We start from the raw sequence: 26,222 nt of genomic DNA on the forward strand, positions 1-26,222 counted from the left end.
GGACAGGCCGGAGGCCCGTCCCCGGCGGGAGACGGGCCTCCGGACGTCGGTCAGCCGCCCTTCTTGCAGGCGGAGATGTAGACGGTCTTGCTGACGCTCCGGCCGCTGGCCGTGGGCGGGGTGTAGCCGGGAGGCGCCACGACGGACGCGACCGCCACACCGGTGTACTTCTGCCGCTTCACGCAGCGGCGGGCCGCGTTCTGGCTGATGGACGACTTGCCCGTGTTGCTCTTCACACCGCTCTGCTTGTACAGGTGGCCGTTCTTGTAGAGGCCGACCCGGATGCTGATCCGCGCGACCTTGTGGTCGCACTTCACCGTGCCGACCACGTTGACCATGCTGCGGTTCTTGGCGTCCGCGTGGTGGGAGTAGTGCGGGTTGTGCGCCACGATCGTGCAGTGGATGACCTTGGCCGCCGCCGCCCGCTGCGCGCCGGTGGGCTCCAGGGTGATGACCGTCCCCGTCTCGGCGTTCGCCGTGCCGGTCAGCGCCAGGGGAGCCAGCACGACGGCCGCTCCGGTGAACGCGCCCGCGGCCAGCTTGGTGATCCGCTTCATCTCGCCCCTTCGATGATCGGGTGTGCCGGCGGCCCAACTTAGGGCTCCGCTCGTCGTCACCAATAGTGATTGACCACTTGCGGACGAGTCGTTAAATCAGGCCCCAATCTCCCCATCCGGCTAGGAGGATGGCGCCCCCTCGGCCCCGGTGTCCCGAACGGCCTCCCCTACCCCTCCGGGGCGACCCGGGGGTTGGCTCCGGCGGGTGACGCGCGCCCGACCGCACGGTCCCTAGCGTTCAGGCATCGTGATCTTCGGGAGCGAACAATGAAGACTTTGACGACGGCGCTGACTCTGACCGTGACGGCCGCGGTGGCGACGGGCGCTCTGGCGGGCGGACTCACCGGGAAGACCCCGGCGGCGCTGGCCGCCACGGAGCGGCCCGCGACGGCCCAGCCCGCGACCGGCTCGGGTTCGGGTTCCGGTCTCGGTTCCGGCTCTGGCTCCGGCTCGGGCTCGTCGGGGGCGGTGACGGACGACGCGCGGCTGCGGGAGCTGCTGCAGCGGGTGACGACGGTGGACGGCGTCCCCGGAGCGTTGCTGGAGGTCCGGAACAAGCGCGGCCGGACGGTCCTGACCAGCGGCGTCGCGGACGTCCGGACCGGCGCGCCGGTGCGCGGCGACTCGCGGTTCCGGATCGGCAGCATGACCAAGATGTTCACGGCGACCGTCCTGCTCCAGCTCGTGGGCGAGCACCGCGTCGCCCTGGACGCGCCGGTGGAGCGCTACCTGCCCGGCGTCATCCGGGGGAACGACAACGACGGGCGGGAGATCACCGTCCGGCAGGTGCTCCAGCACACCAGCGGGCTGCCCGACTACGTCGCCCTCCTCGACCCAGATGAGGCCATCGCGCACCCGCTGGCCCACTACGACGCCAGCGACCTGCTGAAACTCGCGCTCACCCAGCCGCGGACCTTCAAGCCGGGTGAGGACTGGGGCTACTCCAACACCGGCTACCTCGTCGTCGGCATGATCATCGAGCGGGTGACCGGGCACTCCTACGCGTCCGAGATCGAGCGCCGCGTCATCCGGCCGCTCCGGCTGAAGGACACCAGCGTGCCGGGCGACGCCACCGAGATCGCGGGCCCGCACCCGCGCGGCTACGTCCGTCCGGACAACGACGCGCCGATCGTGGACATCACGTCCTTCAACCCCTCGATCGCCGGCGCCGCGGGCGAGATCGTCTCCAGCGCCCGGGACCTCGACCGGTTCCTGGGCGCGCTGGTGCGCGGCAAACTGCTGCGCCCGGCGGAGCTGCGGCAGATGATGAAGACGCGCGACACCGGCGGCGGCGACGGCCGCGCCTACGGGCTCGGCCTGGAGAGCAGGACGCTGCCCTGCGGCGGCATCTACTGGGGGCACTCCGGTGACATCTTCGGCTTCCAGACCATGGGCGGCGCGACCACGGACGGCCGGACGGCGACCGTCATGGCCGACCTGGACCCGGGCCGCCTGCAGAACCAGTCCGGCGACATGAAGGCCGCCCTCCAGACCGCCCTCTGCGACGCCCGGCCCTCAGCCGGCCACTGACCCGAACCCCTACTTGGCCGGCTTCTGGATGGCCTCGGTCAGGGCCTTGCGCGCCTGGAGCATACGGTTCCAGGCGTCGCCCATGCCCTTGTAGTCGCCCGCCTTCTGGGCCTTGTCGAAGTCGTCGATGGCCTTGGAGAGCTCGCTGATCGCCTTCTGCGCCTCGGGTGAGAGCTTGGCGCCGCCCGGCTGGCCCGGCTGGCTCGGCTGGCTCGGCGGGGTGCCGGGGGACTGGCCGGTGCCGGCGCCGCGGCCGAACAGGCCGCTCAGCGCGGACTGGAGGAGGTCCACGTCCTTGGGAACCTCGGACCGGATCGCCAGGCTCACGTCGCCGTACTTCACCAGGACGGCCAGCAGGGTGGGGTACGGCGACTGGTTGCTCTGCGTCGTCTGCGAGTAGATCGGCTCGATGTTGAGCAGGCCGCCCGCGAACGGGAGCGTCAGCAGGTTGCCCAGCTTGGTCTCGGTGCCGCTGTTGCGGTTCGGGAACAGCAGGTTCCGGATGGGCGTGTAATTCTCGAACGCCTGCTGCACCTGGCCCGGCCCCTGCGGCCGCGGCTGGCTCGGCTGGTCGGCGGTCGGCATCTCCAGCAGCCGCAGCTTGCCGTAACCGGCGTCACCGGGCGTGGAGTCGGCGGTCAGGAACGCCGACAGGTAGCGCTGCCCGCGCGGGGTGTACACCGAGGTCAGCGAGAAGCGCGGCGGCCCGAACTGATCGCTCGCCCCCTGCCCGCTCGCCGTCCCCTCTTGCTGGGTGCCGGGCTGCTGGGGCATGCGGAGGCTCAGGTAGTACGGGGGCTGGGTCTTGCCCTTGTTGGCGGGGGACGGGTCCTCCGGGACGTCCCAGAAGCCCTGGCCGCCGTAGAAGGCGTCGGCCTGGGTGACGTGGTACTGGGCCAGGATGCGGCGCTGGACCTTGAACAGGTCCTCCGGGTAGCGCAGGTGCTCCAGCAGCCCCGGCGGGATCTTCGACTTCGGCTCGACGGTGCCGGGGAAGACCTTCATCCAGGTCCGGGCGATGGGGTCCTTCTCGTCCCAGAGGTAGAGGTGGACGGTGCCGTCGTAGGCGTCCACGGTGGCCTTCACCGAGTTCCGCAGGTAGTTGATCTTGTGGTCGGCCTGCCGGGCGACGGCCGAGCGGGTGTCGGTGATGGTGTCGCGGGTGGCGTCCTGGAGGCCGAGGGTCTGCGAGTACGGGTAGCCGTTGGAGGTGGTGTAGCCGTCCAGCACCCACTGGATGCGGCCGCCGACCGCCACCGGGTAGGGGTTGCCGTCCAGGGTGAGCCAGGGGGCGGCGCGGTGCACGATCTCGCGCGGGGTGCGGTGGTAGAGGATCCGGGCGTCCTTCTTGATCGCGCCGGACAGCAGCAGGTTCCAGTCCTGGAACTTGGCGGCGAACAGCAGCCGGTTCAGCGGCGAGTCGATGCGGACGCCGCCGCGCCCCTGGTAGGTGCTGTTGACCTGCTGCGAGCTGTCGGACGGGTCGGGGTGGTCGAACTCCTTCTGCCCGCGTCCGCCGACGATGGAGTAGTCGGTCGTGCGCTCGCCGAAGTAGATCTGCGGGGTGCTGACCGGCGGGCCCGAGACGTCCTTCTGGGGGATGTCCTTCTGCTGGAAGTCGGGGGTGCCGTCCGGGGTGAGGCGCTCGCCGGGCGCCCGGACGAACCCGTAGCCGTGGGTGTAGATCAGCCGGTCCTTCACCCAGCTGTTCTGGCCCTTCGGCGGGCCGGACAGCTCCCGGACGGCGACGACGGAGTCCTCCAGGCGGCCCTTGACCTGGTAGCGGTCGACGTCGAGGGTGTCGGGGAAGCGGTAGAACTCGCGGTTCTGCTGGAGCTGCTGGTAGGTCGGGCTGACCACGGCGGGGTCGAGCAGCCGGACGCCGGACAGGGCCTGCGCGTCGGCGGCGAGCTTGCTCTGGTCGGTCTCCGGATGCCCGCCGTACGGTTCGAGCGTGACGCCGTCGACGCCGTAGGCGGTCCGCGTCGCGTCGATGTTGCGCTGGATGAAGCGGCGTTCCTTGTTCTGCTCGTCCGGCTTGACCTGGAAGCGCTGGATGAGCAGCGGGTACAGGCCGCCGATCAGCACCGCCGAGAGCACCAGCAGGATCAGCCCGACGCCGGGCAGCGCCATGCCGCGCCGCAGCAGGTTGGAGAAGAACAGCAGCGCGCACACGATCGCGATGACGGCGAGGATCGTCTTGGCGGGCAGCAGCGCGTTCACGTCCGTATAGGACGCCCCCGTGCGGACGCCGCGCTCCGAATGCACCAGGCCGTACCGGTCGAACCAGTAGGCGAACGCCTTCAGCAGCACGAACAGGCCGATCAGCACCGACAGGTGCGCGCGCGCCGCCGGGCTGACCTTGTCACCGGGGCCCTGCAACCGCAGCCCGCCGTACAGGTAGTGCACCATCACGGCGGCCAGCACCGACAGGACCACGGTCGCGAACACCACGCCCAGCACCAGCCGCAGGAACGGGTAGGTGAAGACGTAGAAGGACACGTCCTTGTGGAACTGCGGATCCTTCACGCCGAAGCTCGTCCGGTTCAGGAAGGCCAGCCAGGTCTGCCACCGGCCCGCCACGGACGCGCCGGTGAGCACGCCGAGCAGCAGCAGCGTCACGGCCGCGATGATCCGGCGGCGCGGGTCGATGAGCACCCGGTACCGCTCCAGGCCCTGCTGCTCGACCGACAGCGGCCGGTAGGCCGGGCGCAGCCGGTGCGCGACCGCCATGTTCACCCCCACGACCAGCGCCATCAGCAGGCCGCCGCCGAAGAACAGCGTCACGCGCGCCCACAGCTGCGTGGTGTACACCGAGGAGAGCCCGGCCGACCGGTACCACAGCAGGTTCGTCCACACCGAGGTGACGGTCATGAAGGCGATCACCAGGACCGCCAGCGTCACCAGGGCCGGCAGCAGCAGCCGGGACCGGCCGCCGCCGAGCCGGCGTCGGATACCGGGAGTCCGGAAGGTCAACGGGCCCCTCCGTTCAGGTCGCGCCCCCACCGGCATCCCCCGCCGGTGCTGTCCTAGAAACCTATCGAGTGGGCCGCCGGTTCCCGCACGTCCGCGCCCGATTGTGGATAACTCCGTGGCAGGCGGTTCCCGCGCCGCGGTGCCGGCAGGTCCCGCGTCCCCGCACGCGCGCGGACGCGGGAAGATGGTCATGTGAGCCATCTCGAAGAAGTCGTCCTGGACCTGGAACGCCACGCCGCCGAGCAGGGGTGGGACGCCGCGCCCAGGCTGTACGCGCTGGTCTACGGCAGTGAGATCCGCACCGCCGAGCCCGAGCTCGCGGCCGAGCTGGGCCTCGCCGAGGATCCGGGGGACGGCGACACGCTCGCCGCGCTGGAGCAGCCGGAGCTGCCGCGGCAGGCGTCCGTCGAGGACGCCCTGGCGACCATCGCCTGGCCGGACGCGGTCGCGGGCTGCGCCCTGGTCATCGAGCGCGTCGTGCTCCCGCCGGAGGCCGAGGAGGAGATCCCGGCCGACCCGGAGGAGGCCGCCGCCTTCGCCGCCGACCACCCGGCCCGCGAGGACGTCCGCATGATCGTCGGCGTCCTGCGCGACGGCGAGCGCCACTCCGCGCTGCGCCTGCGCCGCCACGACCTGGACGACGAGGTGCTCGTCGGCCCCGACCTCGTGCCCGCGCTCGCCGACGCCCTCGCCGCCACCCTGGAGCCCGACCTCCCCGCCCACGACACCTGACCCGCCCGCCCGGTGCGCCCGTGTGCGTCTCGGCGTCCGGGCGTGGGGGCGGGAGGGGGAGAGGGTGGTCGAGTAGGCTGCGTCGGGTGAGCGAGGTCACCCACTCCCCAGAGGGCTCCGGACCGGAGAGCCTCGACGTCGTGCGGCTGTGCGAGGTGCGCGGGACGCCGCTGTCGGTGGACGAGGTGTTCGCCGCCGTCCAGGACAGGGCGGCCGGCGGCACGGCCGTGTTCGTCGGGACGGTCCGCGACCACGACCACGCGCGCGAGGTCAGCGCCCTGTCCTACAGCGCGCACCCGACCGTCGAGCGCGAGCTGCGCCGGGTCATGGAGAAGGTCGCGGCGGACTTCCCGGTCCGCGCGATCGCGGCCGTGCACCGGGTCGGCGACCTCGCGATCGGCGACCTGGCCGTGGTGGTGGCCGCGTCCTGCCCGCACCGCGCGGAGGCGTTCGAGGCGTGCCGCCGCCTGATCGACGACCTCAAGGCCGAGGTGCCGATCTGGAAGCACCAGGCGTTCGCCGACGGCGGGGACGAGTGGGTCGGCGCCTGCTGAGTCCCCGCGTGGCCTAGGCTTTCCGGCATGTCTCGTCGTGCCGTCACGCTCGCCGTCGCGAGCGCGCTCGTCCTGGTGCTCGCGGTCGTCGGAGCCGTCATGCCGGTGCCGTACGTCGCGCTCATGCCCGGCCCCACCACCAACACGCTGGGCGACAACGGGAAGGGCGTGCCGCTCGTCCAGATCGACGGAAGGCAGACGTACCCGGACAACGGCCACCTCAACTTCGTCACCGTCACCTACCGGGGCGGACCGGAGGCGCGGATCGACCTGTTCACCGCGCTGCGCGGCTGGCTGTCGTCGGACACCGCGATCGTGCCCGAGGAGACGATCTTCCCCAAGCACGAGTCGCAGCAGCAGGTGGACGCCGAGAACACCCGCCAGATGCAGGACTCGCAGCAGAACGCCGAGGCCGCCGCGCTGCACGAGCTGGGCATCGCGGTCCCGACCCGGGTCGTGGTGAACTCCGTCCAGCAGGGCCGGCCGGCCGCCGCGCAGCTCGCGGCGAACGACGAGATCACCGCGGTGAACGGGGTGAAGACGAGCACGGTCGCGCAGGTCAAGGCCGAGATGAACAAGGCCGGGGTCGGCGGCAGGGTCGACTTGGACGTGCTGCGCGCGGACAAGCCGGTCAAGGCGGCGCTGACGACCGTGGCGGGCCAGGACGGCAAGCCGGTGGTCGGCATGGTCCTGTCGGAGGACTACAAGTTCCCCTTCAAGATCAACATCAGCGTCGGGGACATCGGCGGGCCGAGCGCGGGCCTGATGTTCTCGCTGTCCATCGTGGACAAGCTGACGCCGCAGTCGCTCACCGGCGGCAAGTTCATCGCGGGCACCGGGACGATCACCCCCGAGGGCCAGGTCGGCCCGATCGGCGGCATCGAGCAGAAGATGATCGCCGCGCGCCGCGCCGGGGCGACGATCTTCCTCACCCCGAAGGACAACTGCGCCGAGGCGCTGTCCGCCCGCCCGAAGGGCCTGCGGCTCGTCCGGGCGGACACGCTGCACGGCGCGATCCAGTCGCTGAACGCGATCAATTCGGGGCGCGGCGACGTTCCCGCCTGTTCCAAGTGACGCCACTCCGGGAAACCGATTTGGTCCACCACCGTTCATGCCCTAGAGTTGAGACATCGCCGCGGGGTGGAGCAGTTCGGTAGCTCGCTGGGCTCATAACCCAGAGGTCGCAGGTTCAAATCCTGCCCCCGCTACCAGGTCCGGAGGCCCGGAGCCATAAATGGCTCCGGGCCTCCGGCATTTCACGCCCCTTTTTCTTTTTCCGCCCCGCCGCCCCGCCGTCGCGCCGTCGCGCCGTCGCGCCGTCGCGCCGTCGCGCCGCCGCGCCGGTCAGCGGTTGAGGTGCGGGGCGAGCGTGAGCGCCAGGTGCAGGGTGAGGCGGTCGCGGCCGTCCGCGAGGACGAGCCCGGTGACCTCCTCGATGCGCCGCAGCCGGTGGTAGAGCGTCTGCCGGTGGATGTTCAGCGCCCCGGCCGTCGCGTGGACGCTGCCCGCGTGGTCGAGGTAGGCCAGCGCCGTCCGGGCGAGGTCGGCGTGCCTCGGCTCCAGGAACCGCGAGATCCCCGGCGTCAGGACGGTCTGGGCCAGCGACTCGCCGTCGCTGAGCCGCAGCAGCCTCAGCGCGCCCAGCTCCGCCCACGCCCGCGTCCCACCGTTCGCTACGCGGGCTGCTACGCGGGCTCGTTGCCAGCCTTCGCGGACGGCCGCCAGGTCCGCGCAGGGGTCGGACAGCCCGGCCGCCACCGGGCCGGAGCCGCGCTCCTCCAGGAGCCGCCGGGCGCGCGCCACGATCGTCTCGGTGGTCGAGACGTCGAGCGGGATCGCCAGGACGTGATCGCGTTCCCAGGTCGTCGTGAGCACCGATCTGGGCAGCAGCCAGGGGTTCAGCGGCTGCGGCTCGTCGTCGAGGGTGCGCAGGACGGCCACGACGAGCGGCGGATCCAGCACCTCGCCGAGCGCGGCGGCGGCCGACGCCCGCACCTCGGCGTGCGCGGACAGCAGGTCGGCGAGCTGCCAGCCCAGGTCGGCGCGCTCGCGGGACTGCCGGGCCATGAGCAGCCCGGCGCGCTCGGCGAGCGGCGCGGCGCGGGCGAGCAGGTCGTCGCCGATGCGGCCCTCGTCGTCCAGGAGCCACAGGTAGCCGTAGGTCACCGACCGCCACCGGACGGGCAGGCAGAGCCGTCCGAGGACGCCCGCCGCCGGGTCGGCCGGGATGCGCACCGGCCCGGTCGCCCGCGCGATCCCGTACCGCTCGAACCGGTCGCGGACCTCGTCGGTCGCGCGCCGGTTCAGGATCGAGTCCATCCGGACCGGGTCGATCGCCCCGCCGTGCGCCGCGTAGGCGACGAGGTGGAAGTCGCGGTCCTCCAGCGTCGCGGGCGCGCCGAGCAGGTCGGCGACCAGCTCGGTGAGCTCCTGGAGGTCCCCGGATCCGGCCACCGCCACCCCTCATACAAATGTCTGAACACCCGGCTGCCAGCACGTGACAGTTGACTATATCCGCGCAGGTCAGACGGGCCTAACGTCGGAGTGAGGGGGCGTGTCGCCGGGCCCGGCGCCGGCGACCGCGCCGTCCGGTGGACGGCGGCCCCGCACCAGCCATGCCGGCTCGTCGGAAACCGGAGGTCCAGCGTGCTCGCTCCACTTCTCAACGCGGCCGCGCGCAGCGCGCGGATGCGCGGTCTCATCACCTCCGTTCCGCTGACGCGGGGCGTCGTCGACCGCTTCGTCGCCGGGGAGGACCTCGGCGCGGCCATCCTCGCCATCCAGGAGCTCAACGGGGACGGCCTCAAGGTCACCCTCGACCACCTCGGCGAGGACACCACCGACCGGAGCCAGGCGGACGCCACCCGCGACGCCTACCTGGAGCTGTTCAAGGCGCTCGCCGCCGAGGGCCTCACCGTCGGCGCGGACGCGTCGCTGAAGCTGTCCGCGCTCGGCCAGGCGCTGCCCGGCGACGGCGAGCGGATCGCGCTCGACAACGCCCGGCGGGTCGCCGCCGCCGCGGACGGCCTCGGCATGACGATCACCCTGGACATGGAGGACCACACCACGGTCGACTCCACCCTCGGCATCCTGCGCGAGCTGCGCGCCGACTTCCCGGCGACCGGCGTCGCGATCCAGGCGATGCTGCGCCGCACCGAGGGCGACCTGGCCGACCTCACCGGTCCCGGCTCCCGCGTCCGCCTGGTCAAGGGCGCCTACGCCGAGCCCGAGTCGGTCGCCTACCAGGCGAAGAAGGACGTCGACCGGGCCTACGTCCGGGCGCTGAAGACGCTGATGGAGGGCGAGGGGCACCCGATGGTGGGCAGCCACGACCCGCGCATCATCGAGATCGCGCTCGACCTGGCCCACCGCAACGGCCGCAAGCCCGGCAGCTACGAGTTCCAGATGCTGTACGGGATCCGCGCCGCGGAGCAGCGCCGGCTCGCCGAGACCGGCGAGGAGATGCGCGTCTACGTTCCGTACGGCTCCGACTGGTACGGGTACTTCATGCGCCGCCTGGCCGAGCGCCCCGCCAACCTGGCGTTCTTCCTGCGCTCCTTCATCTCCCGCTGACTCGATCAGCGCCGGCCGGCACCGACTCCGACCGGCACCGGCTTCGACCGGCACCGACTCCGACCGGCACCGACTCCGACCGGCACCGGCGCCGGCCGGCGCCGGCGCCGGCCGGCGCCGGCTTCGACCGGCACGACCCCGACCCGCGACGACCTCAACCCGCGACGACTTGCAGGAGGACTCATGGACGCCGTGACCAACGTTCCGGCACCGGTGAACGAGCCGGTCCGCGGCTACGCGCCCGGCAGCCCCGAGCGGGCCCGCCTGGAGGCGAAGCTGGCCGAGCTCCAGGCGCAGGCGCCGATCGACCTGCCGATGACCATCGGCGGCGAGAAGCGGCTCGGCGCGGGCGAGAAGGTGCAGGTCGTCCAGCCGCACCGGAAGCGCGCCGTGCTCGGCACGTTCGGCACCGCCACGCAGGACGACGCGCGCGACGCGATCCAGGCCGCGCTGAAGGCCGCCCCGGCCTGGCGCGAGCTGTCCTTCGACGACCGCGCGGCGATCTTCCTGCGCGCCGCCGACCTGCTGGCCGGACCGTGGCGGGAGACGATCGCCGCCGCGACCATGCTCGGCCAGTCCAAGACCGTCCAGCAGGCCGAGATCGACAGCCCGTGCGAGCTGGTCGACTTCTGGCGGTTCAACGTGCACTTCGCGCGGCAGGTCCTCGCCGAGCAGCCGATCTCGTCGCCGGGCGTGTGGAACCGGTCCGACCACCGGCCGCTGGAGGGGTTCGTCTACGCGATCACCCCGTTCAACTTCACCGCGATCGCCGCGAACCTGCCGACCGCCGCCGCGCTCATGGGCAACGTCGTGGTCTGGAAGCCGTCCCCGACGCAGACCTACGCGGCCGTGAAGACCATGGAGCTGCTGGAGGAGGCCGGGCTGCCGGCGGGCGTGATCAACCTGGTCACCGGCGACGGGATCGCGGTGTCCGAGGTGGCGCTCGCGCACCCCGAGCTCGCGGGCATCCACTTCACCGGCTCCACCGCGACCTTCCAGCACCTGTGGAAGACGGTCGGCGCCAACATCGACAAGTACCGCACCTACCCGCGGCTCGTCGGCGAGACCGGCGGCAAGGACTTCGTGGTCGCGCACCCGTCCGCCGACAGGGCCGTCCTGAAGACCGCGCTCGTGCGCGGCGCGTTCGAGTACCAGGGGCAGAAGTGCTCCGCCGCGTCCCGCGCCTACGTGCCGCGCTCGATCTGGGAGGACGGCTTCCGCGAGGAGCTGGCCGCCGAGGTCGACTCGCTCACCATGGGCGACGTCACCGACCTGTCCCACTTCATGGGCGCGGTCATCGACGAGCGCGCGTTCGCCAAGAACAAGGCCGCGATCGACCGGGCGCACGCGGACCCGAAGGTCGAGGTCGTCGCGGGCGGCACCTACGACGACTCGGAGGGCTACTTCGTCCGGCCGACCGTCCTCGTGTCGGAGGACCCGGAGAACGACATCTTCCGGACCGAGTACTTCGGCCCGATCCTCGGCGTCCACGTCTACGACGACGACCGGTACGACGAGATGCTGGCGCAGATGGAGTCGGTCTCGGCGTACGCGCTGACCGGCGCGGTCATCGCGAACGACCGGGCCGCCGCCGCGCGCACCGCCGAGGTGCTGCGCTTCGCCGCCGGCAACTTCTACATCAACGACAAGCCGACCGGAGCGGTCGTGGGCCAGCAGCCGTTCGGCGGCGGGCGCGCGTCCGGGACGAACGACAAGGCCGGTTCGATCCTGAACCTGCTCCGCTGGACGTCCCCGCGCTCCATCAAGGAGACGTTCGTCCCGCCGACGGACCACCGGTACCCGCACATGGGCTGATCCGCCCCCGGAGGTCCCGCGTCCGGCGCCCACCCGCCCGGACGCGGGGCACCGTGTGCGTCACCCCGCCCCGGGCCGACCGCCGAGGTGGACGGGGAGCGACACCCAGCCCCGGGTGAAGGGAGACATGATCCTCTTCGCCCGGGGCCGGTCCACGTCCAGGTGCGGATGCGCCGCCAGCAGCTCCTCCAGGGCCACCCGCGCCTGGAGCTTCGCGAGGTGCGACCCGATGCAGAAGTGGACGCCGCTCGCGAACCCGAGATGGCGCGGGATCTCCCTCGTCACGTCCAGGGCGTCCGCGGACGGGCCGAACTCCCGCTCGTCCCGGTTGGCCGCGCCGTAGAGCATCATCACCTTCTCCCCGGCGGGGATCTCGACGCCGTGGACGGTGACCGGACGCGTCGTCGTCCGCCCGAGCGCCTGCACCGAGCCCTCCAGCCGCAGGAACTCGACCAGGGCGTTCGGGATGAGCGACGGGTCCTCGACGAGTTTCGCGCGCTGGCCGGGGCGCTCCGACAGGAGCGTCACGCCGTGCGAGATCAGGTTCCCGGTCGTGTCGTTGCCGCCCGCGACCATCACGAAGCAGAAGCCGAGGACGTCCCAGTCGGTCAGCCGCTCGCCGTCCGCCTCCGCGACCGTGAGCGCGCTGATCAGGTCGTCCCCGGGCCGGGCCCGCCGCTCGGCGATCACGCCGCTGAAGTACGCGAACATCTCCGCCACGGCCTGGACGCCGGGCCCCTCGGTCATGGCGGCGGCGTCGAAGCCCCGGTCCTGGAAGGTCGTCAGCGCCGCGACCCACGGATCGAAGCGCTTTCGGTCGGCCTCGGGGACGCCCAGCAGCTCGGCCAGCGCGAAGGTCGGGAGCGGCGAGGCGAGGTCGCGATGCAGATCGACGGTCTCCCCGTCGGCCTCCCGCTGCCGCATCTCGGCGAGGCGCGCGCGGACGAAGGCGCGCAGCGCGTCCTCCATGGCGGCCGTCCGGCGCGGCGTGAACCCGTGGCTGATCAGCCGCCGCAGGACGGTGTGCCGCGGCGGGTCCAGCATCACGATCGTCGGGGCGAGTCCGAGCTTGCCGATCTCGTCCTCGTAGAACGTCAGGCCGCTCGCGGAGGAGAACGTCCCGTGGTCGCGGACGGCCGTCCAGACGTCCTCGAACCGCGACAGCGCCCAGAACGGCGGATCGGCGTGCCGGTGGACGGGATCCTCGTCGCGCAGCCGCCGGTAGGCGGGATAGGGATCGGCCTGGAACGCGGGGTCGAACGGTGCGTAGACGTCGGTCACGGCGAACCTCCGGAGACTTAACGACCCCCGTTATTAACGCTCTCCGTTAATATCACCGCATGCCGAGGGACGCAACGGACACCCGCGACCGCCTGCTCCGCGCCGGAGCCCGGCTGTTCGCCGAGCGCGGCGTCGACGCCGCCCGCACCCGCGACATCGTCGCCCTCGCCGGGCAGGGCAACGACTCGGCGATCACCTACCACTTCGGGTCCCGGCGCGGCCTGCTGGAGGCGATCCTGCGCGCGGGCGTCGCCCGGATGGAACCCGCCCGCGCCGCCGCGCTGCCCGGCCTCGACCCGTCCGACCCGCGCGGCGTCGTCGCGGCCGTCGTGGAACCCCTGGCCGCCGAGCTCCGCACCGCCGAAGGCCGCGACTTCCTGCGGATCGTCGCGCAGGTCGCGGGGCGTTCGGGCGTCCGCGAGCACTCCCTGCCCGCGCTGATCCAGGACACGGCCCTCGCGGGGCAGCTCGCCGTCCTCGCGGACGCCTGCCGGGCCGTCCTGCCGGAGCCGGTCGCGCTCGAACGCGTCGCGCTGTTCATCGCCTTCCTGACCGCCGCCCTCGCCGACCGCACCGTCCGCGTCGGACCGGACGGCGAACCGGACCCGGCGCGTCCCGGACGCACGCTCCTCGGGCACGACGACTTCGTCCACGACCTGGTCGAAGGGCTCACCGCGGCCCTCACCGCCCCCGCTGGTTTGCCTAAGGATCCGGGACCCCATAGAGTTGAGACATCGCCGCGGGGTGGAGCAGTTCGGTAGCTCGCTGGGCTCATAACCCAGAGGTCGCAGGTTCAAATCCTGCCCCCGCTACCAGGCCCGAAGGCCCGATCCGAACCAGGATCGGGCTTTCGGCGTTTCCACGGGCCTATGTTTCCGCGCGTCCGTGTTTCCGCGCGTCCGTGTTTCCGCGCGTCCAGGCCCGTCGCGGGGGCGGTGCCGGGCGCCGGGACGTGCACACTAGCCTGGGGATATGCGGAATGTGGCGGGAGCGGCGGTCGCGGACGCCGCGTGCGTGCTGGTGTTCGTCGCTATCGGACGGTCTTCGCACGACGAGGCGGCCAGTGTCACCGGGTTCCTGAACACGGCGTGGCCGTTCCTCGCGGGCGCGCTCATCGGGTGGCTGGTCGTGCGCGCCTGGCGCCGGCCCGCCGCGCTCGTCCCGTCCGGGGTGGGCGTCTGGATCGCCGCCGTCGCGGGCGGGATGCTGCTGCGCGTGATCTCCGGCCAGGGCACGGCGGTCGCGTTCGTCATCGTCGCGACGCTGTTCCTGGGCCTGGTGCTGCTCGGCTGGCGGGCCGTCGCCGCGCTCGTCGCCCGCCGCGGCAACCGCACCAGCACCGCTTGAGCGTCCGCCCGCGCGTCTGACCGGCCGCGCGTCTGAGCGCCCGCGCGCTTGACCGGCCGCGCGCTTGGACGTCGGGCCGCATCGCCTGAGCGTTCGGTCGGTGGTGGGCGGCCCGGACGCTCGGGGGAGGACGTCCGGGCCGCGCATGCGTCCTCGGCCGAGCGCCCGGCTCCGTGCCGGTTTCAGCCGCCGAGGACGCGCATGAGGGTGGGCCAGCAGCGGTGCAGTTCGCGCTGCCAGTACACCCAGCTGTGGGTGCCCGCCTCGTAGAGGTGGGTGGTCACCGGGATCCGCAGCTGTTCGAGCCGGGCCAGCAGCGGCTTGGTGGTGTACCAGCAGAACGCCTCGGCCGGGTCCACGATCTGCGCGTCCTTCGGGTCGAGCGGACCGCGGCGGCCGTTGCGGGCGACCGAGATGTGCAGCTGCGTGCCGCGGAGTCTCGCGGCCTGGCTGACCGGGTCGTGCGCGGCCCACACCGAACGCTGGAAGGCCGGATTGCCCCACATCGCGTACTTGTCGGTGAAGGGGCCGAGACCGGTGAGGCCCGTCATCAGCACTTCCGGCGCGCCCGGTGTGAGCGTCGAGCCGAACGGGCTGAACGCGCCCGCGTAACGGAACATGCCGGGATGCCGCGCCGAGTAGATGAGCGCGCCGTACCCGCCCGTGGACTGCCCGACCACCGCGCGCCGCTTCCCCGCGCGGTACCGCGTCTCCAGCAGGACGCGCAGCTCGGTCAGGTGGAAGGTCTCCCATGCGGGCGAGCCGCCGAAGCCGTAGTTCCACCAGTCCGTGTAGCCGCCCGCGTACCCGCCCTCGGGCATGACGACGATGACGTCGGACCGGTCGGCGAGCTCGGCGATGTCGGTGTTGCGCGTCCAGGCGTCGTAGTGGCAGTTGCCGCCGTGGAACACGTACAGGACGGGCCAGGTGCGGCGGGCCGTCCGCGACCAGCCTCGCGGGAGCAGCAGGCGCACCTTCAGCGACCGGCGCATGGAGGGGGACGCCACGGTCAGGTCCACGGCGCGTCCGCCGACGCGCTTCTCGGACGTCACGTGCGCGGGTCCACGCGTCGTACCCGAAGCGCTCGCATCGGCCAGCCGCGGCGGTGCGGTCGCGGCGGAGGCCGACGCGGACGGGTCGGGCAGCAGGGTGCCGCCGAGCGTGGCCCCGGCGGTCAGGGCGGCGGTGCGGCAGAAGGCGCGCCGGTTCTGCATACGGCTTCTCGTTCCTGGCATCTCGCGCGCCGAAGAGGGCACGCGAAGGGGGGCGGGGCGGAAGAGGCGTTCCGGTGGAGGCGAAGTGGCGTGACCGTAACAACCTGGTGGAACGCGCGGGTACGGCGGGACGTGAGTTGTTTTCGCCCGAGGTTGTCACCTCGTTCACAAACGCGAAGGACGTCCAGCGGGTACCTGTTGACGCGGAAGCCCGGACGCTGGTGAAGTTACCCACGAGTCACGTGGGTGACGGGAGAAAGCGCTGAAAGGGACACCGATGGCATCCGCTCTGCGGGACTGGCTGGACAAGCCGAACACCGGACGCGGTATCAGCCTGGCCACCGACGACGGCGGCTGGGACCACCGCGACTACGGCCGGCTGGCGTCCGCGGCGCGGCGCACCGCCGGTGCGCTGATCGAGGCGGGCGTGCGCCCCGGCGACGTGGTCTGCGTCGTGCTGCCGACCGATTTCACCTGCGTGGAGACCTACTTCGGCGTGTGGGCGGCCGGGGCGACGGTCTGCCTGGTCACCCCGCCGCTGTTCCAGGACGGCGACGACTACGTCGCGCACGTCGCGGCGATCCTGCGGCAGGCCAGGCCGGCGCTGACCGTCGCGTCCGCCGACCTGGCGCCGCTCGCGGCCCGCGCGATGGCGGACGCGGGCCTGCCCGGCGAGCCGTGGCTGCCGCGCCAGGCCGAGACCGAGGCGGACGTCCAGCCCGCGGGCGAGCTGGCGATCCTCCAGTTCACGTCCGGGTCGTCCGGCGCGCCGCGCGGCGTCATGGTCACCTGGGACAACCTGGAGGCCAACTGCGAGCTGATCGCCCGCACGGCCGGGTACCAGGACGGCGACGTGGTGGCGTCCTGGCTGCCGCTGTACCACGACATGGGCCTGATCGGCTGCTTCCTGACCCCGATCTCGCTGCAGGGCGACCTGAGGCTGCTGCGGCCGGACCACTTCATCCGCGACCCCGCACGCTGGATCCGCTGCTTCGCGACCGCCGCGCACACCGCCGCGCCGCCGTTCGCCTACGCCTACTGCGCGCGCCGGGTGAAGCCCGAGCAGCTCGAAGGGCTGGACCTGTCCGGCTGGAAGATGGCGCTGATCGGGGCCGAGCCGATCGACCCGCACTCGCTGGAGGTCTTCGCCGAGCTGCTGGAGCCGTTCGGGTTCCGGCGCGAGGCGTTCAAGCCCGCCTACGGCATGGCCGAGACGACGCTGCTGGTCACGATGGACCATCCATGGCGGCTGCCGCTGGCCGTCCGCCCGGACCCGGCGTCGCTCGCGTTCGGGCGGCCGGTGGAGATCCTGGAGCAGCACGAGCTGGGCGAGTCGTCCCGCGGCGCGAAGTCCGGCTGGATCGTCGGCTGCGGCACGCCCGAGGAGGACGTCCCGGTCTGGATCGTGGACGACGACGGCAACGAGCTCGCCGAAGGGCTGCTCGGCGAGATCGTCGTCGGCGGCCCGTCCGCCTGCCCGGGCTACTACGCGGGCGCGGAGGGCAAATCCACGCGCTTCGCGGACGGCAAGGTGTTCACCGGTGACGCGGGCTTCTTCCACGAGGGACGGCTGTTCGTCCTCGGCCGGATGGGCGACAGCATCAAGGTGCGCGGACGGTCCGTCTACGTCGAGGACCTCGAAGCGCGCATCGCCGAGGTGACCCGGCTCGGCAAGGGCCGCATCACCGTGACGGCGGTTCCGGGCGCGGGCCAGAAGGGCCTCGCGCTGTTCGCCGAGACGAACGACGCCGCGTGGGCGCCGGACGTCCGCGAGATGCTGCGCCGCCGGGTCGGCGAGGACGTCGAGGTCACCATCATCGTCGGCTCGGGGCTGATCCAGCGCACGTCCAGCGGCAAGCCGCGCCGCCGCTACATGTGGGAGCAGTTCCAGGCGGGACGCATGCCCGCCGCCCGCCGCGTCGAGTAGCCGCGGCTCCAACGACCTCCGGCCCGGCGGCCGCGCGAAAAAGCGCATCCGCCGGGCCGTCGCCGTCTGCCGGGGGCCTTCCGAGCGTGCTGACCGTGTGTAGAGCGCGGGATCACACCCCGGAGCTGATCGCTTGTTGATAAAACTGTCGATTGCGGTAAAAGATGGCGTGACCCGGCGGAAGGTCGACAATGCCCCCTGTGACGAGATCCCTGCTCCGGCTCGGGGCTCGGCTGGGATCCACCGCGCAGAACGCCCTGGAAGTCGCCCGCTTCGGCGGGCTGGCCACCGACGAGGACGCGTCGCCGAGCGAAGTGGTCGCGCAGCAGCGCACGTATCGGCTGCGCCATTACTTCCCGGCCGAGCTGGAGGACGACAAGCGTCCGGTGCTGCTGCTCGTCCCGCCGCTGATGATCACGGCCGAGGTGTACGACATCTCGTCGCGGGTGAGCGCGGTCGCCGAGCTGCACCGCCTCGGCGTGGACCCGTGGGTGGTCGACTTCGGCGCGCCCGAGCGCGAGCCGGGCGGGCTGGAGCGGACGATCACCGACCACGTCCTCGCGGTGAGCGACGCGATCGACCGGGTGCGCGCCGCGACCGGACGCGACGTGCACGTCGGCGGCTACTCGCAGGGCGGCATGTTCGTCTACCAGGCCGCCGCCTACCGGCGCAGCCGCGGCATCGAGTCGATCGTGACGTTCGGCAGTCCCGCCGACACGTCGGTCGGGCTGCCGTTCGGGCTGCCGAGCTGGCTCGCGACCGACGCCGCCGAGCGCGTCCCGGACGCGCTGCTGCGCAACTTCGACGTCCCCGGCTGGGTGACGCGGACCGGGTTCCAGCTGCTCAGCCCGGTCAAGTCGGTGCGCAGCCGGGTGGACTTCCTGCTCCAGCTGCACGACCGCGAGGCGCTCGCGCCGCGCGAGCGGCAGCGGCAGTTCCTGGAGCGCACCGGCTGGGTGGCGTGGCCGGGGCCGGCGCTGGCCGAGTTCGTCCGCCAGTTCGTCCAGCACAACCGGATGCTGACCGGCGGGTTCGTCATCGGCGACCGGCTCGTCACGCTCGCCGACATCACCTGCCCGGTGCTGACGTTCGTCGGCGAGGTGGACGAGATCGCGCCGCCGCCGATGATCCGGGGCATCCGGCGGGCCGCGCCGCGCGCCGAGGTGTACGAGGTGTCGCTGCGCGCCGGGCACTTCGGCCTGGTCGTCGGGTCGCTCGCGATGGCGCAGACGTGGCCGACCGTCGCCGAATGGGCCCGGTGGCGGACGGGCGCGGCCGACCTGCCGCTCCCGGTGACGAGGGTGAACGGCGACGAGGGCGCGGAGTCGCCCGCGCCGCCCGGCGGGACGGCCGGATACGGCCTCAACCTCGCCGTCGGGATCGGCGCGAACACGGTGCGGTCGGCCGTCCGGAGGGCGTCGCGCGTCGTCAGCGGGACCCGCCTGCTCGCCCACGAGGCGACGCAGAACCTGCCTCGGCTCGCGCGCCTGGAGCGCATCCAGCACGACACGCGGATGTCGCTCGGCCTGCTCCTGGACGAGCAGCACGACCGCGCGCCGGACGGCGTCTTCTTCCTCTACCAGGGCCGCGCCTACACCCAGGACGCCGCGAAGAAGCGCATCGACGCCGTCGTGAAGGGCCTGATCCACATCGGGGTCCGGCAGGGCGACCCGGTGGGCGTGCTCATGCACACGCGTCCGACCGCGCTCGCGCTGGTCGCCGCGCTGAGCCGGCTCGGCGCGGTCGCCGTCCTGCTGCGCCCGGACGGCGACCCCGCGCGCGAGGCGGCCCTCGCCGGGGTGACGCGGGTGATCACCGACCCGGACAACGCGTCCGCCGGCGCGGCGCTCGGGCTGCCCGTCCACCTGCTGGGCGGGGTGCAGACCCGGCGGGACGAGCCGGACATCCCCGACATGGAGGAGATCGACCCGGACGCCGTGCCGCTGCCCGCCTGGTACCGGCCGAACCCCGGCCGCGCGGGCGACGTCGCGTTCGTGCTGTTCGCCGGGGACGGCGAGCACACCCGCGCGAACCGCATCACGAACCGGCGGTGGGCGCTGTCGGCGTTCGGGACCGCGTCGTCGGCGGCGCTGTCCCCGGCCGACACGGTCTTCTCGATCACGCCGCTGCCGCACCCGTCCGCGCTGATGATGTCGCTCGGCGGCGCGGTCGCGGGCGGATCCCGGCTGGCGCTCGCGTCGGCCTACGACCCCGAGACGTTCTGGGACGAGGCGCGCCGCTACGGCGTGACCGTCGCGTCGTACACCTGGACGCTGCTGCGCGAGCTGGTCAACGCGCCGCCGAACCCGGCCGAGCGGCACCATCCGGTGCGGCTGTTCATCGGGTCCGGGATGCCGCGCGGGCTGTGGCGGCGCGTCGAGGAGCGGTTCGCGCCCGCGCGCGTGCTGGAGTTCTACGCGTCCACCGAGGGCGAGGCCGTCCTGGTCAACCTCAGCGGCAAGAAGCCGGGCTCGCTCGGGCGCCCGCTGCCGGGCAGCGCCGAGGTGCGGCTCGCGCGCTACGACCTGGAGCGCGGACGGCTCGTCGAGGGGCCGGACGGGTTCGCCGAGGACGCCGCGCCCGGCGAGATCGGGATGCTGCTCGCGCGCGTCCGGCCGGACACCGTGCAGAGCGGGCGCCGGCCGCTGCGCGGCGTGTTCGCGCCCGAGGACGCCTGGAAGGTCACCGGCGACCTGTTCCGCCGCGACGAGGACGGCGACTTCTGGCCGGTCGGACGGGACGCCGAGCTGATCCGCACGGCCGCCGGGATCGTCCCGCCGGGCCCGGCCCGCGACGCGCTCGGCGACCTGCCGCAGGTGGACGCCGTCGCGGTCTACGGCGTCCCGGCCGGGGACTCCGAGATCGTCGCCGCCGCGATCACGCTGTGCGCGGACACCGACCTGAAGCCCGTCGATCTCGCCGAGACGCTGCTGCGCGTCGAGCCCGAGCTGCGTCCGGCGGTCGTCCGCGTGGTGGACGCCATCCCGGTCACCGCCGGGCACCGGCTCGACCCGCGCGCGCTGCGCGAGGAGGGCGTCCCGGAACCCGGCGCGGGCGAGACGTACTACCGCGACTCGTCCGGCGCGTACCGCCGCCTGACGGCCGCCGCTCGCCGCCGCCTCCTGCGCTAGCGGACGTGGACGGGCTCGCCGTCACGCACCAGGCCGGGAAGCATGTCGGCGGTGTGCATCGGCACGCGGACGCAGCCGTGCGACGCCGGATGGTTCGGCACGCTCACGGAGCCGTGGATCGCGTAGCCGTAGTAGAAGTACAGCGGCCGGTACATGTAGCCGAGCGGCGACCGGTGCCATCCGCGCAGCCGGTGGGTGACGTGGAAGTCGCCGCGCGGCGTGCGCGCGACGCCGCAGTGCCCGGCGTCGCAGTAGTGCCGTCCCGAAGCTGTGGAAATGTGCGAGATGAGCGCGACCCGGCCGCCCTTGTAGACGACGAGCACCTGGCGCCGGACGCTGACGTCCACCCGGTCGCGGGACCGGTCGGCGGTCAGCGGGCGCGGCCACTTCGGATGGGCGAGCGCCCACTGGAGCCGGCCGTCCAGCCTGCCGGTCGGAGCCATGTCGTTCACCTGCTGGAACGCCCAGACGGCGGAGCGGGTGAAGCCGGTGAAGGCGCCGTTCGCCGGGCCGGGGTCGTAGCGCAGGGCTTGCAGCCGGAGTTGCAGGGCCCGAACGTCCTCCCGGTGCGAGACGGACCGGGAGGCGGGCACGGCCTGCCCTGCGGGCACGGCCTGCCCTGCGGGAACGGCGAGGACGGCGGCGGATGCGGCGGAGGCGGCGGCGAGCGCGAGACCGGCGAGCATGGCCGGAGGTTAGGCCGGACAGGACGCGTCCACCCCCGGTGACACCGAACGCGGACGCAAGCTTTACCGCCGCCTCCGCTGCGGGCGAAGCCAGGCCCCCGCATCGGGTCGCAGCGCCGGGGCCGCGCCGGGCCGCAGCGCCGGGCCGCAGCGCCGGGCCTCGCGCCGGGCCGGGAGGGTGGACACGCGGGGAAGCGGCACGCTACAACAGAGGGACAAATATCGCACTTTTGTAGCGCACCGGACGGGCCGGCTCCGGCGGGCCGCGGCCCCGGTGCCGGGAGGTACCGCATGGCCACGCGCGTTCTCGCCGCCCCGCCCGCGGGCAGCGGCCTCAAGCCGGTCGTCGGGGCGCCGGGCCTCCCGTACGTCGGCAACACGCTCGCCGTGATGCGGCGCCCGTTCGACGTGTCGCGCGACCGGTACGCCCGGTTCGGCCCGGTGAGCTGGAGCTGGCTGCTCGGCCAGCGGACCGTCACCGTCCAGGGCCCGGAGGCCGCCGAGGTCGTGCTGGTCAACCGGGACAAGGCGTTCGCGAACGGCCCGGCGTGGAGTTTCTTCATCGGCCCGTTCTTCACCCGCGGCATCATGCTCCTCGACTTCGAGGAGCACCTGCACCACCGGCGCATCATGCAGCAGGCGTTCACCCGGCGGCGGCTGGAGGCGTACCAGGCGACGATGGCCCCGAGCATCGGCAAGGGCCTGGACGCCTGGGAGACGGGGCGCGGGTTCAAGGTCTACGACCACGTCAAGCAGCTCACGCTCGACCTCGCCACCGACGTGTTCATGGGCGTGGACCTCGACCGCGCCGAGGCCGACCGGATCAACGGCGCGTTCGTCGACGCCGTCCGCGCCGGGACCGCCTACGTCCGCTTCCCGGTGCCGGGCCTGCGCTGGCACCGGGGCCTGCGCGCGCGGCGGACGCTGGAGGAGTTCTTCCGGACGCACCTGCCCGCCAAGCGCCGGGACGGCGGCGACGACCTGTTCGCCGCGCTCTGCGCCGCCGAGACCGACGACGGCCACCGGTTCACCGACGAGGACGTCGTCAACCACATGATCTTCGCGCTGATGGCGGCGCACGACACCACCACGATCACGCTCACCACCATGGCCTACTACCTGGCCAAGCACCCCGAGTGGCAGGAGCGGCTGCGGGACGAGTCGGTCGCGCTCGGCAAGGAGGTCCTCGACTTCGCCGACCTGGACGCCATGACCGGCATCGACGCGGTGATGAAGGAGTCGCTGCGGCTGGTGTCGCCCGTCCCGGCGCTGCCGCGCAAGGCCGTCAAGGACACGCAGGTGCTCGGCTACCACATCCCCGCCGGGACGACCGTGGTCGTCCCGCAGCTCACCAACCACCGCATGCCGGACGTCTGGCCCGACCCGGACCGCTTCGACCCGGACCGGTTCTCGCCCGAACGGCGCGAGGACAGGGCGCACCGGTACGCCTGGTCGCCGTTCGGCGGCGGCGCGCACAAGTGCATCGGACTGCACTTCGCGGGCATGCAGGTCAAAAGCGTCATGCACCAGTGGCTGCTGCGGTACCGCTGGAGCGTGCCGGGCCGCTACACGTGGCCGCTCGACACCACGTCCCTCCCGTCCCCGAAGGACGGGCTCCCCGTCCACCTGGAGCGCCTGTCATGAGCAAGGTCGTCGTCATCACCGGTGGCGCGCGCGGGATCGGCTTCGCCACCGCGCGCGCGTGCAAGGCCAAGGGCGGGACGGTCGTCATCGGCGACATCGACGAGGCCGCCGCAAAAGCGGCGGGGGAGCGGCTCGGCGTGACGGCGCTCCCGGTGGACGTCACCTCGCGCGAGTCGTTCGAGGCGTTCCTCGCGGCGGCGGAGGCCGCGCACGGCCCGGTCGACGTGCTCGTCAACAACGCGGGCATCATGCCGATCGGCCCGGTGACCGGAGAGTCGGACGCGGACGCGCGCCGCTGCCTGGACATCAACGTCCACGGCGTCATGCTCGGCACGAAGCTCGCGCTCGGCCGGATGCTGCCGCGCGGGCGCGGGCACGTCGTCAACATCGCGTCCGTCGCGGGCCTGCTTCCGACGCCCGGCCTCGCGCTCTACAACGCGAGCAAGGCCGCCGTCGTCGCGTTCACCGAGGCGACGCGGCTGGAGGTGCTGGACAGCGGCGTGCACGTGAGCGCCGTCCTGCCGTCCTTCACCAACACCGAGCTCATCGCGGGCACGCAGTCGCCGCGCGGGCAGAGGAACTGCGAGCCCGAGGACATCGCGGACGCCGTCGTCGCGCTCATCGGACGGCCGCGCGCGCAGGTCGTCGTGCCGTCCAGCCTGGGCCTCCCGACGCGGCTCGGGCAGCTGTTCCCCGAGCGCGTCCGGGAGGCCGTGATGCGGATGTACCGGCTGGACAAGGTCTTCCTCGACTGGGACCGCGAGGCCCGCAAGTCCTACGACGACCGCATCCGGAACTAGAACGGGTAGTGCGCCTGCTGGGTGGCGAGGGTCACCCAGCGGGTGTTCGAGAACGCCTCCAGGCCCCAGCGACCGCCGAACCGCCCGTACCCGGACAGCCCGAACCCGCCGAACGGCGCCTGCGGCTCGTCGCCGACCGACTGGTCGTTGACGTGCACGATCCCGGTCCTGAGCCGGCGCGCGACGCGCAGCCCGTGGGTGCCGTTCTCGGTGATGATCCCGGCGGTCAGGCCGTGCTCGGTGTCGTTGGCCTTGGCCACGGCCTCGTCGTCGGTGCCGAACGTGTCGAGCACGCACACCGGGCCGAACGCCTCGCCGTGGAAGAGCTCGGCGTCCCGCGGCAGGCCGGTGAGGACGGTCGCCGGGTGGACGGCCCCGTCCGGCTCGCCGCCGCCGGTGACCACGGTCGCGCCCTTGGCCACGGCGTCCTCGACCAGCGCCGCGACGCGCCGGGCGGCGTCGCGGGTGACCAGCGGCCCGATCACCGTGGACGGCACCGACGGGTCGCCGGACGGCAGCCCGGCGACCTTCGCCGCGAACTTCGCGGTGAACTCCTCCGCGAGCGACTCGTGCACCAGCACCCGGTCGCCCGACATGCAGATCTGGCCCGCGTTCATGAACACGCCGAACGTGGCGGCGTCCACGGCGTAGTCGACGTCCGCGTCGTCCAGGACGATGATCGCGTTCTTGCCGCCCAGCTCCAGCAGCGCGGGCTTGAGGTGCTTCGCGGCGTGCGTGCCGATGATCCGGCCGACGCCGGTCGAGCCGGTGAAGTTCACCGCCCGGACGCGCGGGTCCGCGATCAGCGTCTCGGCGACCTCGGCGGCGTCCGCCGGGTCGTTGGTGACGACGTTCAGCACGCCGTCCGGGAGGCCCGCCTCGCGCAGCACGTCCGCGACGAGCAGGCCGCACGCGATCGGCGCGTCCTCGCTGGGCTTCATCACGACGGTGTTCCCGGCCGCGAGCGCCGCCGCGACCGACCGGACGCCCAGGATGACCGGCGCGTTCCACGGCGAGAACGCCGCGACGACGCCGACCGGCTCGCGCACCGCGAGGCCGAGCGCGCCCTCCTCCTGCGCCGCGAGGACGTCCCCGCGCGGCGCGGTGATCGCGGCGGCGGCCTCGCGCAGCATGTTCGCGGCGAGCATGACGTTGAACCCGGCCCACGGCGCCGTCCCGCCGACCTCGGCGGCCATCAGCGCGATCACCGATTCGGCGCGCTCCTCCAGCAGGTCGGCGGCGCGCAGGAAGATCGCGCGGCGGGCGAACGGGGACAGCGCGGCCCATCCCTCGAACGCCGCGTGCGCCGCGTCCACGGCCGCCGTGACGTCCTCGGGCCCGGCCGCCGCGACGGTCGCGTACACCTCGCCGGTGAAGGGGGAGACGTCGTCGGTCGTCCGCCCCGACCGGGCGGGGACGTCCTTGCCGCCGATCAGCAGCGCGCGGGTGATGGGCATCGTGTCTCCTTCGGGCCGCGCCGTCGCGGCCGGTGGCCTTCCGCGCATTGTCGGCCTTGTTCCGTCCCGCCCGGTGCTCCGCTTTCCGCCCAGCGGAAAGGGGCCGGCTCCGCGTTCGCGGTTCCGGTTCAGCGGACGCGTGGACGGCCTTCGCGGGTGTTCTGGAGCACGGCGGCGCGCGGCCCGACCAGCAGCAGCCGGGTGTCGGCGAGGTAGGCCCAGGTCAGCGAGGTCGGCCCGAGAGGCGGGGGCGCGGTCGTGGCCGTCATGGGTCGCCGCCGGGGGTAGCCGTGGAGGAACAAAAACATGAGGATTGTAACTATGTTCCCCCGCGGCGGCCAGCATAGGGTGCGGGCATGACCATGGACGCGTCCCCGCTGGCCGGGCTGCTGGAGGCCGCCCCGGACCCCGACGACCTCGACACCCGCATCCTCGACGCGGCGCTCGCCGAGTTCGAGACCTACGGGCTGCGCCGGGTCAGCGTCGAGGACGTCGCGCGCCGCGCCGGGGTCGCCCGCACCACCATCTACCGCCGCTTCACCAACAAGGAGCAGCTGCTCCAGGCCGTCAACCTGCGCGAGGTCCGGCGCTTCCTCACCGCGATCTCGGACGCGACCGAGAGCCGCGGGAACGCGGTGGACGCCGTCGTCGAGGGCTTCGTGGTCGGCCTCGCGGCGGCCCGCTCGCACCCGCTGATCACCCGCGTGCTGCAGAGCGAGCCGGAGGTGTTCGTCCGGCAGCTCGGGATGAACGGCGCGGCGGTGCTGCTCGCCGCCCGGGACATCCTCGCCGCCCGGCTCCGCCGCGCCCTGCCCGCCGCCGACCCGGCCGAGATCTCCGCGGCGTCCGAGGTCATGCTGCGCGTCGCGGTCTCGGTGCTGCTGATCCCGGGCGGCGGCATCCCGCTGGAGGACGAGTCGGACATCCGGGCTTTCGCCCGCGTCCACCTCTCCCGGCTGCTGCCGGGTTAGGCTGCAATCCTCGAACCTCGTTCTAGA

Annotated in this window: 21 protein-coding genes and 2 tRNA genes; 15 read left to right on the forward strand and 8 right to left on the reverse strand. The window is 72.9% G+C overall.

Annotated elements, in window-relative coordinates:
* Window positions 1–50: 50 nt before the first annotated feature.
* Window positions 51–557, reverse strand: a complete 507-nt coding sequence (locus ACFPCY_RS00925) for a hypothetical protein (RefSeq protein WP_378251605.1) — start codon at window positions 555–557, stop codon at window positions 51–53.
* Window positions 558–824: 267 nt separating this feature from the next.
* Between ACFPCY_RS00925 and ACFPCY_RS00930 the strand changes: the two genes are divergently transcribed.
* Window positions 825–2,087: a serine hydrolase domain-containing protein gene (locus ACFPCY_RS00930; RefSeq protein ID WP_378251606.1), complete on the forward strand. Its 1,263-nt coding sequence runs from the start codon at window positions 825–827 to the stop codon at window positions 2,085–2,087.
* Between the two features lie 9 nt (window positions 2,088–2,096).
* Here the strand turns inward: ACFPCY_RS00930 and ACFPCY_RS00935 are convergent, their stop codons facing one another.
* Window positions 2,097–5,063, reverse strand: coding sequence for a UPF0182 family membrane protein (locus tag ACFPCY_RS00935; protein WP_378251607.1), 2,967 nt, complete (start codon window positions 5,061–5,063; stop codon window positions 2,097–2,099).
* Between the two features lie 192 nt (window positions 5,064–5,255).
* Between ACFPCY_RS00935 and ACFPCY_RS00940 the strand changes: the two genes are divergently transcribed.
* The 4 genes from ACFPCY_RS00940 (at window position 5,256) to ACFPCY_RS00955 (ending at window position 7,560) form a co-directional block, all read left to right on the forward strand.
* Entirely contained in the window at window positions 5,256–5,795 is a 540-nt protein-coding gene (locus tag ACFPCY_RS00940) for a PPA1309 family protein (protein WP_378251608.1), read from the forward strand.
* An 86-nt stretch (window positions 5,796–5,881) separates the two neighbouring features.
* A complete protein-coding gene (locus ACFPCY_RS00945) occupies window positions 5,882–6,349 on the forward strand; it encodes a molybdenum cofactor biosynthesis protein MoaE (RefSeq protein WP_378251609.1) in 468 nt (155 codons plus the stop codon).
* Between the two features lie 27 nt (window positions 6,350–6,376).
* Window positions 6,377–7,423: a YlbL family protein gene (locus ACFPCY_RS00950; protein WP_378251610.1), complete on the forward strand. Its 1,047-nt coding sequence runs from the start codon at window positions 6,377–6,379 to the stop codon at window positions 7,421–7,423.
* Window positions 7,424–7,483: 60 nt separating this feature from the next.
* Window positions 7,484–7,560 (forward strand) — tRNA-Met (locus tag ACFPCY_RS00955).
* A 133-nt stretch (window positions 7,561–7,693) separates the two neighbouring features.
* Here the strand turns inward: ACFPCY_RS00955 and ACFPCY_RS00960 are convergent.
* Window positions 7,694–8,803, reverse strand: a complete 1,110-nt coding sequence (locus tag ACFPCY_RS00960) for a PucR family transcriptional regulator (protein WP_378251611.1) — start codon at window positions 8,801–8,803, stop codon at window positions 7,694–7,696.
* 192 nt (window positions 8,804–8,995) lie between these two features.
* On the opposite strand from ACFPCY_RS00960, the gene ACFPCY_RS00965 reads away from it, so the two are divergent.
* Together ACFPCY_RS00965 and pruA are read left to right on the forward strand one after the other, a co-directional pair.
* Entirely contained in the window at window positions 8,996–9,922 is a 927-nt protein-coding gene (locus ACFPCY_RS00965; RefSeq protein ID WP_378251612.1) for a proline dehydrogenase family protein, read from the forward strand.
* A 183-nt stretch (window positions 9,923–10,105) separates the two neighbouring features.
* Window positions 10,106–11,737, forward strand: a complete 1,632-nt coding sequence (pruA, locus tag ACFPCY_RS00970) for an L-glutamate gamma-semialdehyde dehydrogenase (protein ID WP_378251613.1) — start codon at window positions 10,106–10,108, stop codon at window positions 11,735–11,737.
* A 60-nt stretch (window positions 11,738–11,797) separates the two neighbouring features.
* On the opposite strand, the gene ACFPCY_RS00975 is transcribed toward pruA, so the two are convergent.
* On the reverse strand, window positions 11,798–13,018 hold the full coding sequence (locus tag ACFPCY_RS00975) for a cytochrome P450 (RefSeq protein WP_378251614.1): 1,221 nt from the start codon (window positions 13,016–13,018) through the stop codon (window positions 11,798–11,800).
* A gap of 59 nt (window positions 13,019–13,077) precedes the next feature.
* Between ACFPCY_RS00975 and ACFPCY_RS00980 the strand changes: the two genes are divergently transcribed.
* From ACFPCY_RS00980 to ACFPCY_RS00990, 3 genes are all read left to right on the forward strand, one after another.
* Complete coding sequence (locus tag ACFPCY_RS00980; RefSeq protein WP_378251615.1) at window positions 13,078–13,779, forward strand: TetR/AcrR family transcriptional regulator; 702 nt, start codon at window positions 13,078–13,080, stop codon at window positions 13,777–13,779.
* Window positions 13,757–13,833 (forward strand) — tRNA-Met (locus ACFPCY_RS00985). Before ACFPCY_RS00980 ends, ACFPCY_RS00985 begins: the two co-directional genes overlap by 23 nt.
* A 157-nt stretch (window positions 13,834–13,990) precedes the next feature.
* Window positions 13,991–14,365 carry a DUF3054 domain-containing protein gene (locus tag ACFPCY_RS00990; protein WP_378251616.1) on the forward strand — a complete coding sequence of 125 codons (375 nt, stop codon included), beginning with the start codon at window positions 13,991–13,993 and terminating at the stop codon, window positions 14,363–14,365.
* Between the two features lie 182 nt (window positions 14,366–14,547).
* On the opposite strand, the gene ACFPCY_RS00995 is transcribed toward ACFPCY_RS00990, so the two are convergent.
* Window positions 14,548–15,579, reverse strand: a complete 1,032-nt coding sequence (locus ACFPCY_RS00995) for an alpha/beta hydrolase (RefSeq protein WP_378251617.1) — start codon at window positions 15,577–15,579, stop codon at window positions 14,548–14,550.
* Between the two features lie 277 nt (window positions 15,580–15,856).
* On the opposite strand from ACFPCY_RS00995, the gene ACFPCY_RS01000 reads away from it, so the two are divergent.
* Both ACFPCY_RS01000 and ACFPCY_RS01005 read left to right on the forward strand, forming a co-directional pair.
* Window positions 15,857–17,506 carry an AMP-binding protein gene (locus ACFPCY_RS01000; RefSeq protein ID WP_378251618.1) on the forward strand — a complete coding sequence of 550 codons (1,650 nt, stop codon included), beginning with the start codon at window positions 15,857–15,859 and terminating at the stop codon, window positions 17,504–17,506.
* Between the two features lie 200 nt (window positions 17,507–17,706).
* Window positions 17,707–20,637 carry an AMP-binding protein gene (locus ACFPCY_RS01005; protein ID WP_378251619.1) on the forward strand — a complete coding sequence of 977 codons (2,931 nt, stop codon included), beginning with the start codon at window positions 17,707–17,709 and terminating at the stop codon, window positions 20,635–20,637.
* Here the strand turns inward: ACFPCY_RS01005 and ACFPCY_RS01010 are convergent.
* On the reverse strand, window positions 20,634–21,323 hold the full coding sequence (locus tag ACFPCY_RS01010) for a L,D-transpeptidase family protein (RefSeq protein ID WP_378251620.1): 690 nt from the start codon (window positions 21,321–21,323) through the stop codon (window positions 20,634–20,636). The genes ACFPCY_RS01005 and ACFPCY_RS01010 overlap by 4 nt on opposite strands.
* 291 nt (window positions 21,324–21,614) lie before the next feature.
* Here ACFPCY_RS01010 and ACFPCY_RS01015 point away from each other — a divergent pair, with 291 nt between their 5' ends.
* Both ACFPCY_RS01015 and ACFPCY_RS01020 read left to right on the forward strand, forming a co-directional pair.
* A complete protein-coding gene (locus ACFPCY_RS01015; protein ID WP_378251621.1) occupies window positions 21,615–22,967 on the forward strand; it encodes a cytochrome P450 in 1,353 nt (450 codons plus the stop codon).
* Window positions 22,964–23,767 carry an SDR family oxidoreductase gene (locus tag ACFPCY_RS01020; protein ID WP_378251622.1) on the forward strand — a complete coding sequence of 268 codons (804 nt, stop codon included), beginning with the start codon at window positions 22,964–22,966 and terminating at the stop codon, window positions 23,765–23,767. The genes ACFPCY_RS01015 and ACFPCY_RS01020 overlap by 4 nt, the downstream gene beginning before the upstream one ends.
* Here the strand turns inward: ACFPCY_RS01020 and ACFPCY_RS01025 are convergent.
* Window positions 23,764–25,224, reverse strand: a complete 1,461-nt coding sequence (locus ACFPCY_RS01025; RefSeq protein ID WP_378251623.1) for an aldehyde dehydrogenase family protein — start codon at window positions 25,222–25,224, stop codon at window positions 23,764–23,766. The two genes, ACFPCY_RS01020 and ACFPCY_RS01025, sit on opposite strands and share 4 nt — an antisense overlap.
* 128 nt (window positions 25,225–25,352) lie before the next feature.
* Window positions 25,353–25,532 (reverse strand): hypothetical protein, encoded by a 180-nt coding sequence (locus tag ACFPCY_RS01030; RefSeq protein ID WP_378251624.1) that lies wholly within the window; start codon window positions 25,530–25,532, stop codon window positions 25,353–25,355.
* 48 nt (window positions 25,533–25,580) lie between these two features.
* Here ACFPCY_RS01030 and ACFPCY_RS01035 point away from each other — a divergent pair, with 48 nt between their 5' ends.
* Complete coding sequence (locus ACFPCY_RS01035; RefSeq protein ID WP_378251625.1) at window positions 25,581–26,195, forward strand: TetR/AcrR family transcriptional regulator; 615 nt, start codon at window positions 25,581–25,583, stop codon at window positions 26,193–26,195.
* The last annotated feature ends 27 nt before the right edge of the window (window positions 26,196–26,222 follow it).

Source organism: Actinomadura gamaensis (assembly GCF_042652125.1).
GTDB classification, from domain to species: Bacteria; Actinomycetota; Actinomycetes; order Streptosporangiales; family Streptosporangiaceae; genus Spirillospora; species Spirillospora gamaensis.

What these genes read in the sequence shown, in the direction of transcription:
- ACFPCY_RS00925 (WP_378251605.1), bottom strand. Translation starts at nt 557, where the DNA reads ATGAAGCGGATCACCAAGCTGGCCGCGGGCGCGTTCACCGGAGCGGCC.
- ACFPCY_RS00930 (WP_378251606.1), top strand. Translation starts at nt 825, where the DNA reads ATGAAGACTTTGACGACGGCGCTGACTCTGACCGTGACGGCCGCGGTG.
- ACFPCY_RS00950 (WP_378251610.1), top strand. Translation starts at nt 6,377, where the DNA reads ATGTCTCGTCGTGCCGTCACGCTCGCCGTCGCGAGCGCGCTCGTCCTG.
- pruA (WP_378251613.1), top strand. Translation starts at nt 10,106, where the DNA reads ATGGACGCCGTGACCAACGTTCCGGCACCGGTGAACGAGCCGGTCCGC.
- ACFPCY_RS00980 (WP_378251615.1), top strand. Translation starts at nt 13,078, where the DNA reads ATGCCGAGGGACGCAACGGACACCCGCGACCGCCTGCTCCGCGCCGGA.
- ACFPCY_RS00990 (WP_378251616.1), top strand. Translation starts at nt 13,991, where the DNA reads ATGCGGAATGTGGCGGGAGCGGCGGTCGCGGACGCCGCGTGCGTGCTG.
- ACFPCY_RS00995 (WP_378251617.1), bottom strand. Translation starts at nt 15,579, where the DNA reads ATGCAGAACCGGCGCGCCTTCTGCCGCACCGCCGCCCTGACCGCCGGG.
- ACFPCY_RS01000 (WP_378251618.1), top strand. Translation starts at nt 15,857, where the DNA reads ATGGCATCCGCTCTGCGGGACTGGCTGGACAAGCCGAACACCGGACGC.
- ACFPCY_RS01010 (WP_378251620.1), bottom strand. Translation starts at nt 21,323, where the DNA reads ATGCTCGCCGGTCTCGCGCTCGCCGCCGCCTCCGCCGCATCCGCCGCC.
- ACFPCY_RS01015 (WP_378251621.1), top strand. Translation starts at nt 21,615, where the DNA reads ATGGCCACGCGCGTTCTCGCCGCCCCGCCCGCGGGCAGCGGCCTCAAG.
- ACFPCY_RS01020 (WP_378251622.1), top strand. Translation starts at nt 22,964, where the DNA reads ATGAGCAAGGTCGTCGTCATCACCGGTGGCGCGCGCGGGATCGGCTTC.
- ACFPCY_RS01025 (WP_378251623.1), bottom strand. Translation starts at nt 25,224, where the DNA reads ATGCCCATCACCCGCGCGCTGCTGATCGGCGGCAAGGACGTCCCCGCC.
- ACFPCY_RS01030 (WP_378251624.1), bottom strand. Translation starts at nt 25,532, where the DNA reads ATGTTTTTGTTCCTCCACGGCTACCCCCGGCGGCGACCCATGACGGCC.
- ACFPCY_RS01035 (WP_378251625.1), top strand. Translation starts at nt 25,581, where the DNA reads ATGACCATGGACGCGTCCCCGCTGGCCGGGCTGCTGGAGGCCGCCCCG.